The organism is Bacillus cytotoxicus NVH 391-98, assembly GCF_000017425.1.
Classification (GTDB): Bacteria; Bacillota; Bacilli; order Bacillales; family Bacillaceae_G; genus Bacillus_A; species Bacillus_A cytotoxicus.
Genome location: NC_009674.1, coordinates 1,637,636 through 1,655,336, shown reverse-complemented (window position 1 = coordinate 1,655,336; position 17,701 = coordinate 1,637,636). Strand labels below are relative to the sequence as shown.

Below are 17,701 nucleotides of genomic sequence, written 5' to 3'. Positions count from 1 at the left end.
ATTATAAAAGTATAACATACTTGCAGGAGGTGACATCTTTATTCCACTTTGGAGTAAGGAACACACTTGGACATATTAAATATTTTTCTTGTTATTTTACTTATTCTCATCTCAGGCTTCTTCGTTGCCTCTGAATTCGCAGTTGTAAAAGTACGAAAAAGCCGAATTAATCAACTCGCAAACGAAGGAAATAAACAAGCCTTAGCTGCTAGAAGCGTTGTTTCAAATTTAGATGTATATTTATCAGCTTGTCAACTCGGCATCACAATCACTTCTTTGGGACTCGGTTGGCTTGGTGAACCAACAGTAGAGCATTTACTGCATCCTGTATTTGAAAAAATAAATATTACTGGTCCAATGGCTAATACACTATCTTTTATTATGGCCTTTAGTATTATCACCTTTTTTCATGTTGTATTGGGTGAACTTGTACCAAAATCTTTCGCTATTCAAAAAGCCGAAACAATTACTTTAATGTTCGCTAAACCACTTATTTGGTTTGACAAAATTATGTACCCTTTCATTTGGCTATTAAATCATACAGCCTTATTTTTCACAAAACTATTTGGCTTACAACCGGCAAAAGAAAATGAACTTGCTCATTCTGAAGAAGAATTACGACTTATTTTAGGCGAAAGCTTTAAAAGTGGAGAAATTAATCAAGCGGAATATAAATATGTTAATAATATTTTTGAATTTGATGATCGTGTTGCAAAAGAAATCATGGTTCCACGAACAGAAATGGTTTGTCTCTCTACTGAAAATACATTGGAAGAAAATATGGAGACTGTTGCCTCCGAGAAGTATACACGCTATCCAATTATTAAAAAAGATAAAGATGATATCATCGGCATGATTAATACAAAAGAAATTTTCCATGATCAAACAAAAGGGATTCATAAGCCTTTAGAATCCTATATCCATCCTGTGTTAACCGTCTTTGAGACGGTTCCAATCCGTAAAACATTAATTCATCTTCAAAAAAATCGCGTGCAAATGGCCATTGTAATGGATGAATATGGCGGAACAGCTGGATTGTTAACGATGGAAGATATTATTGAAGAGATTATTGGAGAAATACAAGATGAATTTGATGATGATGAATCACCGATGATTGAGAAAAGAACCCCTAAGCTCACTGTTTTAGATGGGAAAGTTCTTATTTCTGAAGTGAATGACATGTTTGGCTTACATATTGATGATAGTGATTTAGATACAATCGGTGGTTGGTTGCTTTCTCAAGCAGTTGATTTAAATATTGAACCTGGATATTCAGTTGAATATGATGGATTTCAATTTAAAGCTTTAGACCTTGACGGCCATCAGATTAAAAAGATCGCTGTACATAAATTAGATACTATAAAGGAGTAGTAAAGTGACTGTTATATTAACTCTTTGTATCATTGCATGTTTTATCGTTTCATTTATTGCGTTTATCTATCCGATTATCCCTGGCATACTTGCTTTGTGGGCTGGATATTTTATTTATTATTTTGGGATAAATGGTGGTGAGTTAACCACTTCTTTTTGGGCCATTCAAATTGTATTTACGATTATTATTTTCATTGCTGACTTTATTGCCAATGGATATTTCTTAAAAAAATACGGAAGCACGAAGTGGGGCGAACGTGTTGGCATAGTATCTATCATCGTAGGTTCTTTTTTCTTCCCGCCCTTTGGTCTTATTATCATCCCATTTCTATCTGTATTTATAACGGAACTGATCCACAAAAAGACGCCAAAGGATGCTTTCATGGTTGGGATTGCAACCGTTATTGGTTTTTTAAGTAGCACAGTAGCAAAAGCTATTTTACAAATCATTATGATTACCCTATTCATTTGTTATATCCTTTTCTAACCATCTCTTTTTAGGGATGGTTTTTTATATGCAGCACCAACGCGGCTATTTTCATATCTTTTCTACTATTTTTTGATTAAAAAGCTTCCCCCATAAATAGAGGAAGCTCTGCTATATAGATCATACAAACTTATTTCTTTTCTTTTGAATCTGAAGATTGTGTATCTCCACTCGTTTCCTTATCTTTCTTTTCATCTTGTTGTGTTGTTGTTTCCTCATCTTTCTTTTTTTCTTCTCCATTATTACAACCTACCATAAATAAAGAGCTCGCAAGTGCCATAGCAGTTAAAGATTTAACCCATTTATTCATTTGCTTATCCTCCCTTTGATAGAATATGTACACTCTCATATTACTTTCTATTTTTAAAGCTAATATTAGAAAACAGTAAATATATAGTAAATGTTTGTAAATTTCAAAATAAAAAAAGCGAATATTTTTTATTTTGAAGCACTTTCTTCTATAATGAAAGTACTATAGCAAAGAAAGGTGGATACAGATGGAACTTGGATTATCTGGTAAAACAGCATTGGTTGTAGCTTCTAGTCAAGGCTTAGGAAGAGCAATTAGTACAGCACTTGTAAAAGAAGGAACAAATGTTATGTTACTCAGCCGCAATAAAGAAAGTTTAATCTCATTGCAAAAAGAATTAACCGCTCTTAATATGGGAAAAGTTATGTATACAGTTTGTGATATTACAAACAAAGAAAATATTAAAGAAGCGGTAAAGTATACAGGAGACACTTTTGGCACAATTGACATTTTAGTCAACAATGCTGGTGGTCCTAAACCTGGTACATTTGAGCAACTAGCCGATGAGGACTGGTACCATTCATTTGAGCTAAACTTATTAAGCTATGTACGTATGATTCGTGAAGTTCTTCCATATATGAAAGAACGTGGCGGAAAAATTCTTAATATCGCATCTTCTTCTATAAAAGAACCGATTCCTGGATTATTGCTATCAAATACGTTCCGTACTGGCATTACAGGGCTGTCAAAAACTTTAGCCGCAGAACTTGCTCCCTATCATATTTTAATTAATACAATTGCCCCAGGTCGTATTGCTACCGATCGCGTTGCTTCTTTAGATGAAATGGCTGCTGAAAAGCGCGGTATAACAGTGGAAGAAGTTCAAAAACAATATGAATCTATGATTCCTCTCGGAAGATATGGTCAACCTGTAGAATTTGCTACGTTTGCTACATTCCTTGTCTCTGAGGCAAATTCATATATGACAGGACAATCTTTTCTCGTTGATGGTGGCATGGTGAAAAGTCTATAAGGTGGAAGGGGGATTATTGCAAAAAAGACGGTGTGAGCCGTCTTTTTATGCAAACTTCTCATTCATAAATACCTGTCCAATACTATACTCTTGCTTCACTACATATTGCCAAACACAATATGCATAACGATTCATTTTCACAAAGCATTTTTCTAAAAAAGCACGAAACTCAGGATTAGCAACCTCTACAGCTACTTGCGCAAAATATAATGCTAATTTTTTCAAATGCAAAATATATGAAATCGCAATTCCTATATCTCCTGTACTAATCCTTTCTATCTCTATATGATTTTGAATACGCGGAGAGATTAATTGCTCACAAATCATCTGCTGTACATTTTCTCCTTCTTGAAAATTCACCTGTTCATTATATGCTTGTAACATATATGGTAACTGTTGCTGAAGTATACCTTTTAATTCTTCATCTTGGATTTCATTCATGTACTCTCCCATATTATATATAAGAGAATAGCTATGCCTCATTAGCTCCTCTATACAATTCATTGAATCGCTCCCTTCACTTTCTTTATACACTTATAAATATGGGGCAAAAACATTCGCTATTCTTGCTATCAACCAATCCCAACTACTAATTTTCTCGAAATCCTTCTCATGGAGACGTTTTGAGCTATGAAAGTCTTCATCAAGTTTCCTCTTTACTTGATCAACAACAGCTTTATCATATATAAAACATTCCGACTCCGTATTCAGATAAAAACTTCGATTATCAAAGTTAGCTGTCCCGACATCAACACTCATTTCATCAACAATTGTCACTTTCCCATGAAAAAAGCCATTTTGATACTGATAAATTTCTGCCCCATCATCAAATATCTTCTTTAAATATGGATAGGCAGCTTGTTTAAGAAAAAGAGCATCACTTTTTAAAGGAACGAGAATCTTCACTCTTACTCCTCGATTTAATGCTTCTTGTAATCCTTTCATCATTTCCTTACTCGGAATAAAATACGGGGTTGCAATTACTAATGATTTCTTAGCCCGTCCAATAAATGTACCATATTCATTCCACAACCCTTTTCCATCTGAAAATACATATTGATATGGTACGTTATTTTCTATTTTCGGTCCTTTATATAAAGAAAGCCCTTCCCCAGTATCAGCTTGCCAGTCTTTTGCAAACTGTTTCTCCATATCAACTGCCCCATCTCCTTCAATACGCATCTGATAATCACGCCATTTTCCAAACTTAGGATTTTGACCGAGATATTCCTTTCCTATATTAAATCCTCCAATATAGGCTACCTTTCCATCAATCGCAACAATACGTCGATGATTTCGTTGATGGAGGGTGAAAAAGAAATGTTTAAATGTAGGCCTTTTACTAAAAGTAAATTTGACCCCTTTTTTTCGTAAATGTTCGATTGTTTTTTTCTTCATTTTATAGCCACCAATACGATCTACTGATAGCTTCACATCTACACCGCTTTCGGCTTTTCTCTCTAACAGATGTAAAAATTTTTGACTTATTTTATCTTTGCCCACAATATAAAAATGAATATATACATACTTTTCCGCACGCTCTATATCATCAAATAATTTGTCATATAAATCATTTCCATCTGTATACACTTGGAAATTACCGTAACGTATGTTTGATATTTTATGTTCAGTAATCATTTTTTTCCCCATTTCTACATCGATATTCATCCATGCACCTACGAGACATAATATAAAAAATATAAAGTGCTTCACGGATAAAGTCCTTTCTTCATAAAGTGAAACTTTGATCATGGGTGATTATGAGCTCTCACCAATCGGGCTGTTACAGACAGGCGAGCTCCCACCTATCTTCCTTGCTTCTTTCTGAATATTGAGGCGGGAGTCTCACTTACCTAAAAGAGCGGAATACACTTTCCTGCTTATATCTTTCCTTTTTCCACTCATTAACATACAACAAAAAAATCTTTTCCTATATGATATATGTCCCTGTCAAATAACCAAAAAATGACATATTGTATGTTGTACCTTAAAATAAAGGGGGAAGTAACAATGGGTTTTGCATGTGGTAATGGCTTTGCGTTACTAGTCGTATTATTTATCCTCTTAATTATCGTCGGCGCTGCTTGTTTCTGCTAATGAGCACCTCACGATACGCAGATGAAAAAACTATAAAAGCGGACCCCTAAAATAGGTGTCCGCTTTTCATTTTGCACATATATGTATTACAAATTTAACAATGTCGCAATTTTTTTACTCTCAGCTTTGTGAATATAGCGCTGATTTGCACGTAAAACAGCAATTTCATACAGTTTTTTCTCCGCCTCTGTTTCTGGAATCACGCGAGGGACAGGAACCGGCTTATTCTCTTTTCCAAGTGCAACAAATGTAACAAATGATGTTGCCGCGATACGCTGATTACCTGAAATTAAATCTTCCGCTACGACTTTCACAAACACTTCCATCGAGGTGCGCCCTGTCCAAATAACGAATGATTCATAACTTACACAATCTGTAGAACGGACTGGATGTAAAAAATCTACCCAATCCATTGATGCTGTTACACATTCCTTCCTTGAATGCCTTGTTGCCGAAATGGATGCAATCATATCCATTTCAGCTAATATTTTACCTCCGAACAACGTATTATGGTCATTTAAATCCGTTGGAAATACCCGACTCGTTTTAAAAACTCTTGATTCATTCACTGTTTTTCCCTTAACTTCTCCCATTTCCTTCACCTCTTTAATCATTGTTTTACATAAAAATAGTAATCTTTCTATTTTCTCTAATATGACAGATATTAAACTAGGTGAATTACATATTATATATTAACAATTTTTAGAACTTTATGTCTATTAAAAAGAACCGATTGTTATCAATCGGCTCCTCTAAATACATATTGCTCCTTGGGCTGTTCCACTTTATTCCACTTCGTTACTTCTAATACTGGAATATTCGCACGGAATGGTTGATAAAATTCAGTTGAAATGGTTCCCTCAACTTGAATCCAATCATCATTTTTCCATTCTACTCCTTCTGGCTTTTTAACCAACATACCATATACACCGGAATCAGCAACACAATGAATAATCCCAAATCGGAATAAGAAATATTGTTCTTTCGTTGAAGAATCATCACGGAACACAAATCCTTTAAATGAAAGGGTCTTATCTGTAAATTCACCCGGATAATTATAAATTGTCTCCATTCCTTTTAAGAAATCCTCATCCTTTAAAGTAATATGTTTTTTTGTAACATATTCTTTTTTCCCTTTCTCCATTACACCACGATATCCTTCTTTTCCATAGTAAATGCTCGTATCAGGTCTTAAAAATTGCCTTCTCATAAATGGATCTGTACTATCAGCTTGTACAACAGGAAAATGAAATCCTTTCGTTTTCACAATATCTGAATCTAATGTTGCAATCGGAAAAAAGAGGCCTGAAATAATAGGAAAACAAAATAATGTATATGAAAATATTCGTTTCCACCATGTATTTTCATCTTTCGAATGATCATGTCCGCAGTGACTATGATTACAACTACAATCATGCTGTTGTTTTTCTTTCTGATGTTCTTTTTGAAACGTAACCACAATTTGCACAAATGTTAAAAAACCAAAAATAATAGCTGCTGTTGTAGATAAATACGCGTACTTCATATTAATATACTTTGTTATATTCCCTGAAATATGAAGCTGTGCAATTAAAATTGTAAATCCAAGCAAAATATACGCTCGAAACATAAACTACCACCCCATCGCATAAATGAGTAGTGAGCTTGCATAAACGACAAATGTAACTGTAGCTATCACAACAATTACAAATTTTGTTTTAAATGTCGCAAGCATCATAAACATATTTTTAATATCTACCATCGGTCCATAAACGAGGAACGCGACAAGTGATGCTGTTGAAAATGTACTTTGGAACGAAGATGCAATAAAAGCATCAGCTTCTGAACAAAGCGACAAAATATACGCTAACCCCATCATAACAGCTGATGAAGAAAATGGCCCTTGTCCAATCGCTAGTAACGTTGATGTTTGTACAAACATTTGAACTGCAGCAGCAATGAGCGCCCCAATGACTAAATATTTTCCCATTGAGAAAAATTCTTCAACAGCATGTGTACATACATCCCACATTTTCTTACGTAAAGGGCGCTTATGATTGATTTCCGGAAAATGATTATCACGTAGCTGATGGTTTTTAAACATAAATGACAGTATAAGCCCAACAATAATTGCTACTACAATTGCTACAATGGAACGATACCATACCATTTTCATATTACTTCCAAATGCAACGTATGTTGCAAATAATACGACTGGGTTAATAATCGGTCCTGTTAACATAAATGCAATTCCAGCATATGGGGGAACACCTTTTCCAATTAAACGTCTTACAATGGGAACAATTCCGCATTCACACCCTGGAAACATCATGCCAAGAAAAGTCGCTAAAAGGACTGATAAAAATCGGTTTTTCGGCATCCATTTTGCTACCATGTCCTCTGTCACAAACATTTGAATAAGTCCTGAAATAAATACACCAATTAGCACAAATGGTAGTGCTTCAATTAAGATTGAGATAAAAATCGTATTCATTTGCAGGAATGCTTTTGGTAATTGAAACAATTCCATGATGTATTTCCTCCACTTTTTCATTAACAATATGTAATTTTAACCCTTATTCATAAATCGAGCAACCCTTATGAAATTTCGAATTTTATAAAATTATATATTTTTTACATAGACAGCTAAGACGCGATAATAGCGAAAAAAGCTGTTCTAGCTTCATTTTCATACTAAGCTAGAACAGCTTTCTTGATTATTAAAAATAACGTTTCTTCCAAAAAATAAAGGCTAAACTGCAAGATAGTACCGCACAAATAATCATAACAACTAGAAAACCATGCGGATTATTTTCAAGCGGAATTGCTACATTCATTCCAAAAAAACTTGAAACCATTGTTGGCAAAGATAAAATAATTGTAATAGAAGTTAATAATTTCATCACACTGTTCAAGTTATTTGAAATAACGGAACTAAACGTATTCATCATTCCGCTCAAAATATTGCTATATATTTCAGCCATTTCAATAGCCTGTTTATTCTCAATTAATACATCTTCTAACAAATCTTGATCATCTTCATACATCTTAATAAACGTATTATTGCGCATTAATTTTTGAATTACAATTTTATTTGCTTTTAAAGATGTTGTGAAATATACTAAACTTTTCTCAAGGCCTAATAAGGTGAAAATTTCTTTATTTTTCATCGACTTATTTAATTGATGTTCTAAGTCGACTGTTTTCCGATTAATTTGCTTTAAGTATCTTAAATAATACGTTGAAATCGTATATAAAAGTTGCAGTGCAAACCGCGTCTTTTTAAACGTATAAAATTCTTTAATACGCTGATTAATAAAACGCTCAAAAATCGGATTTTCTTCTAAACAAATGGTAACAAAACATTCTGGCATAACAATCATACCAATTGGGATTGTATCATATATTGAATTCCCTTCTTCATCATGCCTTACGGTAGGGATATCGACAATAATCAGTGCATTGTCATCTTCTTTTTCAATACGCGAACGTTCTTCGTCATCCAAAGGGTCTTTAATAAAGTCTAATTCTACATTCAATGTTTGTACGAGAAATTGAATTTCCTCTTCTGTTGGATGAAGTACATTAATCCAACAACCTTTTTGAATTTCGTCAATTTCTTGTAATTTTCCGTTTCGGTCTGTTAAATAAATATTTAACATACTATCACCCCGATTCTTTTTACATGTACATGTGGGAATCTACCTCACTTAAATAACAGTTTTTAAACCACCATGTTCAGCATATGAAACAAATGTTGAAATTTCAATAGAAAAATTATTTCGAAACGCTTTCCCACAAATCTTTTCAAATAGAAAAAGACAGAGTTGACCCTGCCCCTCAGAAAGCTTATGTTGCCTTTATAACATATTTAGAAAGCATCCACAAGTTAAATAAAACTGAAATCGTGTATCCAGCATATGTTGCAATAATAAAGCTGACATAATCTAAGTATGGCAACAACATAATGTTTAGACTAACTTTCACAGCAACTCCAATCAACAAACCTAGCACTGTTTTTTGCTGTTGATTGATTCCTTGAAGCATTGCGGCAGTCACTGTAAATAATGAAAATAAAATACATGCGGGTGCATAGTACTGTAAAATACTACTTCCCATATAAGGATCATTCCCCGCTCCAAATAAAAACGTGTACACTGGTTTTGCTAACACCATCATTCCAATTGCTGCTGGAAAGGTTATGCCAACTACTAATACATTTGTTTTTGTAAAATGTTTATACAATCGTTGTGTATTACCTGCTGTATAAGCTTTTGTCATTTCCGGAACAAGAGACATGCTAAAGGCTGTCGCAACAGAAACTGGAATTAGTACAACCATTTGCACGAGACCGATGATTGCATTAATCTTCTCAGCCTCTCCCTGTCCATATCCAACTTGTATTAATAGCTTATTAATCGTAAATGTATCAATCGTCTGGTAGAGCGGAATTGCTAAACTGACTACAACAAATGGAATCGAATAAGTAAAAAGTTCTTTATATAATGAGAAAAAAGATTTTGTTGTTTTTGGAACACTGGTTACTTCTTTTTTCTTCAAATACTTTCGCCTTCTCATATAATAAGCACTTAAAACACTTAATCCAGCTACCGCTCCCATAAACGCTCCAAAAGTTGAAACACCAACCGCTAACGAAATAGATGCTTTACATATATGCAAAACAACAAAACTTCCTATTAAAATTGTTAAAACGCGAAATATTTGCTCAATCACAACACTTGCCGCTGAAGGGCCCATAGATTGAAACCCTTGAAAAAAACCGCGTAGCAAACTCATCACAGGTACAATGAATAAAGCAAAACTTACGATTTGAATGTTATACGTAACAGCACTTATGCTATTTCCAGTTTGATCATTTCCATCAATTACAATTTCGGCAAGGTGTGGCGCTAACATAAATAATAATAGAAACGAAATCATTCCCATAAGTATCATAAAGATGACTCCACTTTTCAGAACTCTTTTAACCGTATGGTAATCATTTAACTGATCATATTTTGAAACCATTTTTGAAACAGCAAGAGGCAACCCCATTGTTGCGATACTTAACATAATCGTATACGGTCGATATGCATAGGTGTAAAGTACATATCCACTCGTTCCTACCATAGCTGTAAACGGAATTACATATATGAAACCTAACATTTTTGATATCATTGTTGCCGACGTTAAAAATACTGTTCCACGTACAAACGGTGATCCTTTCATTTCATTCCCCCGCTACGCTTTATTATTACACATTATGGACAACTTCTTCCCTTTAGAACAACAATATAAAAAAGCCAATGAAACCACTGGCTTTAACGAACTGTTTTTCTCTTTTTTAAAACTTTCAATCCAAAATATATAGCAATAAACAATACTGCTCCAATAATGATATAATGCGTATAATCAGCGGCGTATTCTTTTATATGACGCCAATTTCCTCCGAGCTTTTCCCCTAAATAAATAAAGAAAATAGACCAAGGTATAATCGCTACAACTGTATAAAGAGTAAAAAGTTTTAACGGCATTTTAGCTAACCCTGCCGGAATAGAAATCGCATGGCGTACTACTGGTATAAATCTAGCAGAGAAAATGACACCAGCGCCGTAGCGCTTAAACCAATTTTCAGCTATATCTAAATGATGCTTATTAATCAGCAAATATTTTCCATACTTTTCAACTACTGGACGACCTCCGTAATACCCTAACCAATATAAAAAGATTTGTGCTAATGTCCCACCAATTGTACCTGCAATTACCGCACCTACAAAACTAATCTTCTCCTGCACAACTAAAAAACCAGCATACGAAAGAACAATCTCACTTGGGATAATCTCAATCATCAATCCTAGGGCAACACCAAAATATCCTAGACTTGCGAAAAATTGCAATAATTGCTCTATTAAATTCGCTAACATGTCCTTACCTATCTCCTTTTCTGTTCACATACCTTCCTATTATCCCACAAAGATTTGTTCATGCCAATATATTCATGATTCTCTTTTGAATGTATGCATCATAATGCAGCAATAGACCACATCAAACCATTCTTTCTCATCTCTTTATTCAATCTAGCATTGGTTCTTTATGCTTATCTTTCATAAATGTAAACATTTCTTTAATTTGCCATTCTGTATTTCTAGCAACAGATAATTCCGGCATTTCATTCTCTCCAAAAAACTGCACATCTTCTGTTTCTATGCTCGTTTGCTTTTTGCCTCCAACAATTTCACAGCCAATAAATATCTTATATATGTGTGTTGCCGATGGCGATGAATGATGTTTCTCCTTATCTAATATTGCTAATAACCTAAAATGATCCACTTCATATCCAGTTTCTTCATAAACTTCCTTTGCAGCGACTTCTGTTGGTGTGTAGCCAATATCTGCCCAACCGCCTGGTAACGCCCATTTCCCATCACTTTTTTCCTTTACAAATAATAACTTCTCATCTTGAAATACGACAGCTCGAATATCTACTTTTGGCGTTTGATATCCCGTCTCACTTGCAAATAACGTTTTGACCACTTCCCAATCTGTCTCTGTATAATGGGACATGATTGAGATGGATAAATCACGCAATTGTTGAAATCGTTCAATATCATATACATCTTTTGAATACGTTAATCCAGCTTGGGCAATAGCCTGTATTTGTTTGACCCATTCCACCCATTTCCCTTCCATTTTCATATCACCTGCTTCTTATTTCATCTTTGATCATTTCAACACTTTTCTTATGCTATATTTCACGAAGCCCTATTTCCATTATAGAACAAAAAGGAGATTGATAGTGAGCTCAATCTCTTTTTTTATCATCCCAATTCATGAAGATGCTCATATATATATTGCCTTCGATTTATGATATACTGAAAAATCATCTCAGCTTCTTGATCAAATGTTTCTATCTTTTCTTTCATATACGGATCTTGCATCATAAAGGGACGAATCGATTTACACAATTCTTCTACTTTTGGTCTCATAAAAGAAACTGTAAATTTTTCTTCTAAAATCTCTTCTAAAATACTTCGATATTGTTTACGAAAAGCTGGTATATCCAAAAGTCTTGCACTTAATGTATTATATCCTTGAATGCGAATATACTCGTGATTAAGGGGTCTTCCTTCTACATCTCGCCCCCAAGTTGCATCATAATCCCACGGTATGACTTCAAATAAGTTTGTTTCATCATTATGATACAATGCGTAGTTATGCACAAATCCATCAAAATTTTGAGTGAAAATTACACCTGCCAGCCACCGCAAATACTTTTCAACATGAAGATATTTTACAATTTCCTTTTCATATTTTTCACGAGGAATCACATTTGCTTGATAAACAAATTCGCTAAGTTGCTCTTCACTATTTTCATTCGCACACTTAAATTCGTATCCTGAAAAAAGTTCTGTTTTCACATCCTGATTTCGTTCACTTATTAAAGAAAAATTCGCATCATCATCAACCGCATAAAAAATAGATCCACTTGGTAATCCTCTGCTCTTCAAAAAGTTTTCATCAACTGATTCTAATTGTAAATATACTCCTTGCACTTGACCGTTTATTTTCACAAACACATGTTGTGATTTTGGGGAAAGTACTCCTATCTCATCAAAAAAATCCAGTGACAACTTGTTTCGAATAAGAGATGGATCTTTGAACTCAGAATTCAAATGAAATTCTTTTACCCCATGAAAGTGCTTTGGCTTATAAAACATCACATGATACGATTTCTTCTCAAATTCACGAATATGTGCCCCACGGTAAACAATATCAATATCATATTTTCTCTTACCATACGTTAATTTTGCCGGGACAGGACTATCTGACCAAATATCCTTCTTTAGCTCTACCAAATACATTGGATGAATAAAAAAATCGTAAGAAGGCAACATTCTTTTTCCCCCTCTTCTCATTTCTCTTCATTCAATGTATGCTAATTGTTTTGTCCCTACATCCGCTATCTATCTATTTTTCTAAAATTTACACTCTTGTCTCATTCACGAAATATCTCCCTCTCATATTATGATTACTGGTAAGAAAATACAAATATATTTACACTATACTAAGGAGGGCTTTCTATGAAAAGGGATATAAGAAAAGCTGTCGAAGAAATCAAAAGTGCGGGTATGGAGGACTTTTTACACCAAGATCCGTCTACTTTTGAATATGATGACCATTCGAGCCAAAAGTGTGACAAGCATTCTCGTGGTCATCAATGCCGTAAAAAATGTCGTTGTCCTCGTACAAAATGTACGCACGTTAAACATTGTACATTTGTCTCGAAATGCACACGCGTCAAACACTGTACATTTGTTACAAAACGCACTCGTGTCCGCGTACAAAAATGGACATTTGTTACAAAATGTACACGCGTTAAAGATTGCAAATTCGTTACAAAGCGTACACGCGTAAAGAAATGCACGTTTGTTACAAAATGCGTTCGTTATGAGAAAAAACATTATTGGACAAAACGATGCTACTGTAAAAAATGTGTGTTCTATCCAAACAATCACGGCCATCATCAGGATGACTATCACGACAAAAACTCGAATCAAAAAAAGAAAAAATATGATTATTGGTGGTATCGAAAACGTCATCAAGATCATTGTGATGAGCACGAAAAATAAGAAAAGGCCGCGGATAGCGGCCCTTTTTCCTTCTAATAAAATGTCATATGTGGTTTCGCTTCCTTATAGTATTGTAACCGCTCTTCTAATGTACCTGTATGACATTCAAACTTATGTCCATCTGGATCAGTAAAATAAATAGATTTACAATCTCTTACATCTCGTTTTCTTCCTTGTAAAATATGAACATCATTTTCTTTTAATCGCTGTAATAATCGCTCAAAATCTTCTTTCTCGATAGAAAAAGCAATATGTGTATAAGATTGATGGATTTCCTTTCTAGGAATATCAGTCTCTTCATTCAGTGCTACCCAAGTTCCACATATACGAAAATAGGCAAGCTTTCTTCCCTTAACTAATAATTCTCCTTCTAATACTTTTTCATAAAATGCAATGGATGTCTCCAAATTCGAAACAGAAAAACAAATATGATTGATTCCTTTGATCAACATGATTCCTCCTAGTGCAAAAAGATGAGTGAAAATTCACCCATCTTTCATTTTACTACTTTTTCGTTATATATGCCCATTTATAACTAAAATCACCACCAAAAGTATGATTAGCAATCCCTTTTACATATGGCTTTTCTAAATATGCTGTACTTTGTTGATACGATGGTGAAATGGCAGCATCTTTACCAATTAATATTTCCTCAGCCTCAGCAAGCGCCTTCCAGCGGGCAGCATCATCTTTCAAAAGTTCACCTTTTGATTTCGCTATAAGCTCATCATATTCCGGATTCGAATAAGCCATTTCGTTAAATGAACTTCCTGTTATAAACATATCTAAATATGTCATTGGATCTGGATAATCTGGGCTCCAAGCTGAAAGTGAAAATTCATATTGTAATTTCTTCTCTAAATCTAACTTTTGCTTATATGGCTGTTGTTTTAAATTTACTTTTAACCCTGGTAAATTTTTCTCTAGTTCCTCTTTAATAAAGTCCCCAACTTTCTTACGGCTACCGTTATCATCATTTAACAGTTCTACAGTTATTGTCTCTTGACCGAGTTCTTTCTTCGCTTCCGCCCATAATTTTTTTGCTTTTTCTACGTTATCTTTTTTATCGCGGAAATTTTTATTCACAGTACGGAAATCCTTTCCATCAGGTCCTGTTGTGAACTTTTCTGGTACTAAGAAATACGCGGGTAAAGAACCATCATTTAAAATAACATTTGCAATTCCTTTTTTATCATATGCTAAGTCAATCGCTTCTCGAACCTTTTGATTTTTAAACGTGGGATTTTGTTGGTTAAATCGTAAGAAATACATACGTGGGTCTAATTTCGTCTTAAACTCATCTGGTTTATTTTTTTTATATTTATCCACAAATTCAGAGCTTAAAATAACGCGATCTGCTTGATCACTGTCATATAGGTTTACACTCGTGCTCGTTTCTTTTACAACACTTACGTTAATTTCCTCTAACTTCACGGTATCTTTATCCCAATAATTCGGGTTTTTCTTTAATTGATAACTTTGTTCATGTTTCCATTGTGACAATGTAAATGGTCCATTATACAAAATGTTATTCGCTTCTAATGCGTACTTATCGCCTTGTTCCTTTACAAACTTCTCATTTAAAGGGAAAAAGGTTGGGAACGAAGTCAGTTCAAGAAAATATGGTGCGGGTTGCTCTAATTCAACTACTAATGTTTTATCATCTTTTGCTTTGACCCCAAGTTGATCAAGCGGGAGTTCCCCTTGATTTACTTTTTGTGCATTTTTCACATCAAATAAAATAAAAGCATATTCAGCAGCCGTTGCTTTATCAAGCGCACGCTGCCAAGCATATACAAAATCTTGAGCACGAACTGGTTCTCCATTAGACCATTTTGCATCGCGTAGTTCAAATGTATATGTCTTCTTATCTTCACTAATCTTTACATCTTTAGCCATACCTGGAGTCGGTTTATTATCTTTATCTAATCGATATAAGCCTTCCATTGCATTTACAAATACCCGAAACGACACAGAATCTGTTGATTTCGATGTATCCATCGAAGGAATTTCTGCCGTTTCTAATAAGTTGAGCACTTGTTTATCAGCTATTCCTTTACTTGATTCCTTCTTTGTTGTTGATACCTTCTCCCCATTTCCACATCCTCCAACAAACATACTAGTTGATAACATAAATACAGCAAGTGTTGAAACTTTTTTCTTCATCGATCCTTCCCCCCACTCTGTATGTATACAATAAAGCATGTATGATTGTATTATACAAAAGATTCTGATTTTTTAAAATAATTTGTTTGAATAATCAAAAAAAAAAAAAAAAAAAACGCACGGAAAACAATATTCCCATACGCTTTTTACAGTATCTTTTTCGAATCATCCCATTGCAATTCATCATCTAACTCAAATGAATTTTGAATTTGAAATACATCTTCCATCATTTTTAAAAATTCTTTTTCTCCTTGCGGCTGTCCATTTATCGAAAGAGAATACGGTTCAATCTCATGCAATTGATAATCAACAACGAACTGAATCATAACTTTTCTTCTTGGCATATCTCGGGTATATCCATGAAATTCAACCAACTCTAAACCATCAGTTCCCCGATAATAATCCCATTGTGATTGTTGAAAATACAAGTCAAACGATTCACCAATCGTAAAGAATGGGTACTCATAAAGCGAACTTGTTCGCACCTTTCGGATCACATCTTGATCAGTCGGAAAGAAAAAATGACTTAAAAGTATACTAGTAGCCGTTAAAACAGTAACAATTGCTGCTCCTATTTTGCTTGTTCCGCCACTATCACGAATCAAATAACTTTCGATTGCTTTATCTTTAATTTCTTTCGCCCTTATTCGATATATTTTTCTCTCAGCAAATCGATAATATAGTCCATTTGCAAAGAGCCCCACTCCTATCATCATTAAAATGAGGAGTAAAAATGTAAGCGGAGCTATATTAATAATAGGAAGTGCTACATTAAAACCCATATAGTAAGAAAACGCATCGCATGCTACTAACGAAATTACAAATAAAAAGGCTGGCAAATAATACTTACGATACCCAAACCATCCAACATTAAAAATAGCTGCCCAGCCGTTCCAACTCCATCTTGCAATTCTTTTATCCTCTTTATCCCATTTCTTTCTATAATATGGATAATGCACTCCAACAAATTGTTCGATAGCTGTTTCAAGTGGAGAAATTCCCCCGTTTGATTCATTATGCAATATTCGCTGACAATCATTACAATTCCACCGATTATCAGCACAAGGATTTCCACAATTTATACACTGCAAAACGATCCCTCTTTCCATGACTTTACCCTATTCATTAACTTACAGATATAGTAAATAGAAGATTTCTCCTCCGTTCACTCCACGACTTTTTTTCATAGAGGGTCTATTTTTATTTCAAAATCCCCTCATGCTTTAATAACCATTCTTTCCTCCATAATCCGCCTGTATAACCAACAAGCTTTCCACTTTTTCCAATTATACGATGACAAGGAACAATGATTGAAATTGGATTTCGACTATTCGCTCCACCTATTGCTCGCACAGCTTTTTGGTTCCCAATTTTTTTTGCAATATCTAAATATGAAGCGCTCGTTCCGTATGGAATGGTATAAAGAGCTTCCCAAACCTTTTTTTGAAATGCTGTTCCCTCTGCTGATAGTGGAACAGAAAACACTGTTCTCTTCTGATTAAAATATTCATCTAATTCTGCAATACACTGCTCAACAACAACATTTGGGTTCTCTTCCCCTTGTTCTTCAACAAATAGAATAGATGTAATCCCTTTTTCATTTGCTGTAACTTCAAGTAATCCTACTTCACTTTTATAATAAGCTCGATACATATTCTATCCCCCAGTATATTTCATATTTGTAATTG

At 34.3% G+C, this 17,701-nt stretch carries 20 protein-coding genes; 5 read left to right on the top strand and 15 right to left on the bottom strand.

The window, feature by feature from the left end:
- Nucleotides 1-66 precede the first annotated feature (66 nt).
- Nucleotides 67-1,371 carry a hemolysin family protein gene (locus tag BCER98_RS08100; protein WP_012094035.1) on the top strand — a complete coding sequence of 435 codons (1,305 nt, stop codon included), beginning with the start codon at nt 67-69 and terminating at the stop codon, nt 1,369-1,371.
- 4 nt (nt 1,372-1,375) lie between these two features.
- The gene (locus tag BCER98_RS08095; RefSeq protein WP_012094034.1) at nt 1,376-1,858 is read left to right on the top strand and encodes a DUF456 domain-containing protein; all 483 of its coding nucleotides are present in this window, start codon (nt 1,376-1,378) and stop codon (nt 1,856-1,858) included.
- Nucleotides 1,859-1,988: 130 nt separating this feature from the next.
- On the opposite strand, the gene BCER98_RS08090 is transcribed toward BCER98_RS08095, so the two are convergent.
- A complete protein-coding gene (locus BCER98_RS08090; protein WP_012094033.1) occupies nt 1,989-2,168 on the bottom strand; it encodes a hypothetical protein in 180 nt (59 codons plus the stop codon).
- 187 nt (nt 2,169-2,355) lie between these two features.
- On the opposite strand from BCER98_RS08090, the gene BCER98_RS08085 reads away from it, so the two are divergent.
- Nucleotides 2,356-3,141 (top strand): SDR family oxidoreductase, encoded by a 786-nt coding sequence (locus BCER98_RS08085; protein ID WP_012094032.1) that lies wholly within the window; start codon nt 2,356-2,358, stop codon nt 3,139-3,141.
- A 45-nt stretch (nt 3,142-3,186) separates the two neighbouring features.
- Here BCER98_RS08085 and BCER98_RS08080 read toward each other — a convergent pair whose 3' ends face one another.
- Both BCER98_RS08080 and cls read right to left on the bottom strand, forming a co-directional pair.
- Nucleotides 3,187-3,645, bottom strand: coding sequence for a spore coat protein (locus BCER98_RS08080; protein ID WP_012094031.1), 459 nt, complete (start codon nt 3,643-3,645; stop codon nt 3,187-3,189).
- Between the two features lie 30 nt (nt 3,646-3,675).
- Nucleotides 3,676-4,854 (bottom strand): cardiolipin synthase, encoded by a 1,179-nt coding sequence (gene cls / locus BCER98_RS08075; RefSeq protein ID WP_041809650.1) that lies wholly within the window; start codon nt 4,852-4,854, stop codon nt 3,676-3,678.
- A 297-nt stretch (nt 4,855-5,151) separates the two neighbouring features.
- Between cls and BCER98_RS20835 the strand changes: the two genes are divergently transcribed.
- Nucleotides 5,152-5,238, top strand: coding sequence for a YjcZ family sporulation protein (locus BCER98_RS20835; protein WP_081428364.1), 87 nt, complete (start codon nt 5,152-5,154; stop codon nt 5,236-5,238).
- Nucleotides 5,239-5,324: 86 nt separating this feature from the next.
- Here BCER98_RS20835 and BCER98_RS08070 read toward each other — a convergent pair whose 3' ends face one another.
- The 8 genes from BCER98_RS08070 to cotH form a co-directional block, all read right to left on the bottom strand.
- Nucleotides 5,325-5,831, bottom strand: coding sequence for an acyl-CoA thioesterase (locus tag BCER98_RS08070; protein ID WP_012094029.1), 507 nt, complete (start codon nt 5,829-5,831; stop codon nt 5,325-5,327).
- Nucleotides 5,832-5,977: 146 nt separating this feature from the next.
- The gene (locus BCER98_RS08065; RefSeq protein ID WP_012094028.1) at nt 5,978-6,847 is read right to left on the bottom strand and encodes a TIGR03943 family putative permease subunit; all 870 of its coding nucleotides are present in this window, start codon (nt 6,845-6,847) and stop codon (nt 5,978-5,980) included.
- Nucleotides 6,848-6,850: 3 nt separating this feature from the next.
- Nucleotides 6,851-7,747 (bottom strand): permease, encoded by an 897-nt coding sequence (locus tag BCER98_RS08060; protein ID WP_012094027.1) that lies wholly within the window; start codon nt 7,745-7,747, stop codon nt 6,851-6,853.
- A gap of 190 nt (nt 7,748-7,937) precedes the next feature.
- Nucleotides 7,938-8,879, bottom strand: a complete 942-nt coding sequence (locus BCER98_RS08055) for a magnesium transporter CorA family protein (RefSeq protein ID WP_012094026.1) — start codon at nt 8,877-8,879, stop codon at nt 7,938-7,940.
- A 187-nt stretch (nt 8,880-9,066) separates the two neighbouring features.
- Nucleotides 9,067-10,446, bottom strand: a complete 1,380-nt coding sequence (locus BCER98_RS08050) for a putative polysaccharide biosynthesis protein (RefSeq protein WP_012094025.1) — start codon at nt 10,444-10,446, stop codon at nt 9,067-9,069.
- A 92-nt stretch (nt 10,447-10,538) separates the two neighbouring features.
- A complete protein-coding gene (locus BCER98_RS08045) occupies nt 10,539-11,141 on the bottom strand; it encodes a DedA family protein (RefSeq protein WP_012094024.1) in 603 nt (200 codons plus the stop codon).
- Nucleotides 11,142-11,289: 148 nt separating this feature from the next.
- On the bottom strand, nt 11,290-11,907 hold the full coding sequence (locus BCER98_RS08040) for an NUDIX hydrolase (RefSeq protein WP_012094023.1): 618 nt from the start codon (nt 11,905-11,907) through the stop codon (nt 11,290-11,292).
- Nucleotides 11,908-12,035: 128 nt separating this feature from the next.
- A complete protein-coding gene (cotH, locus tag BCER98_RS08035; RefSeq protein ID WP_012094022.1) occupies nt 12,036-13,112 on the bottom strand; it encodes a spore coat protein CotH in 1,077 nt (358 codons plus the stop codon).
- A gap of 186 nt (nt 13,113-13,298) precedes the next feature.
- On the opposite strand from cotH, the gene exsB reads away from it, so the two are divergent.
- The gene (exsB, locus tag BCER98_RS08030) at nt 13,299-13,847 is read left to right on the top strand and encodes an exosporium protein ExsB (RefSeq protein WP_012094021.1); all 549 of its coding nucleotides are present in this window, start codon (nt 13,299-13,301) and stop codon (nt 13,845-13,847) included.
- A gap of 32 nt (nt 13,848-13,879) precedes the next feature.
- Here the strand turns inward: exsB and fosB are convergent, their stop codons facing one another.
- The 4 genes from fosB to BCER98_RS08010 form a co-directional block, all read right to left on the bottom strand.
- Nucleotides 13,880-14,296, bottom strand: coding sequence for a FosB/FosD family fosfomycin resistance bacillithiol transferase (gene fosB / locus BCER98_RS08025; RefSeq protein WP_041809648.1), 417 nt, complete (start codon nt 14,294-14,296; stop codon nt 13,880-13,882).
- Nucleotides 14,297-14,351: 55 nt separating this feature from the next.
- Nucleotides 14,352-16,013 carry a peptide ABC transporter substrate-binding protein gene (locus tag BCER98_RS08020; protein ID WP_012094019.1) on the bottom strand — a complete coding sequence of 554 codons (1,662 nt, stop codon included), beginning with the start codon at nt 16,011-16,013 and terminating at the stop codon, nt 14,352-14,354.
- 146 nt (nt 16,014-16,159) lie between these two features.
- Complete coding sequence (locus BCER98_RS08015; RefSeq protein ID WP_012094018.1) at nt 16,160-17,122, bottom strand: DUF2628 domain-containing protein; 963 nt, start codon at nt 17,120-17,122, stop codon at nt 16,160-16,162.
- Nucleotides 17,123-17,213: 91 nt separating this feature from the next.
- Entirely contained in the window at nt 17,214-17,666 is a 453-nt protein-coding gene (locus BCER98_RS08010) for a methylated-DNA--[protein]-cysteine S-methyltransferase (RefSeq protein ID WP_012094017.1), read from the bottom strand.
- Between the last annotated feature and the right edge of the window lie 35 nt (nt 17,667-17,701).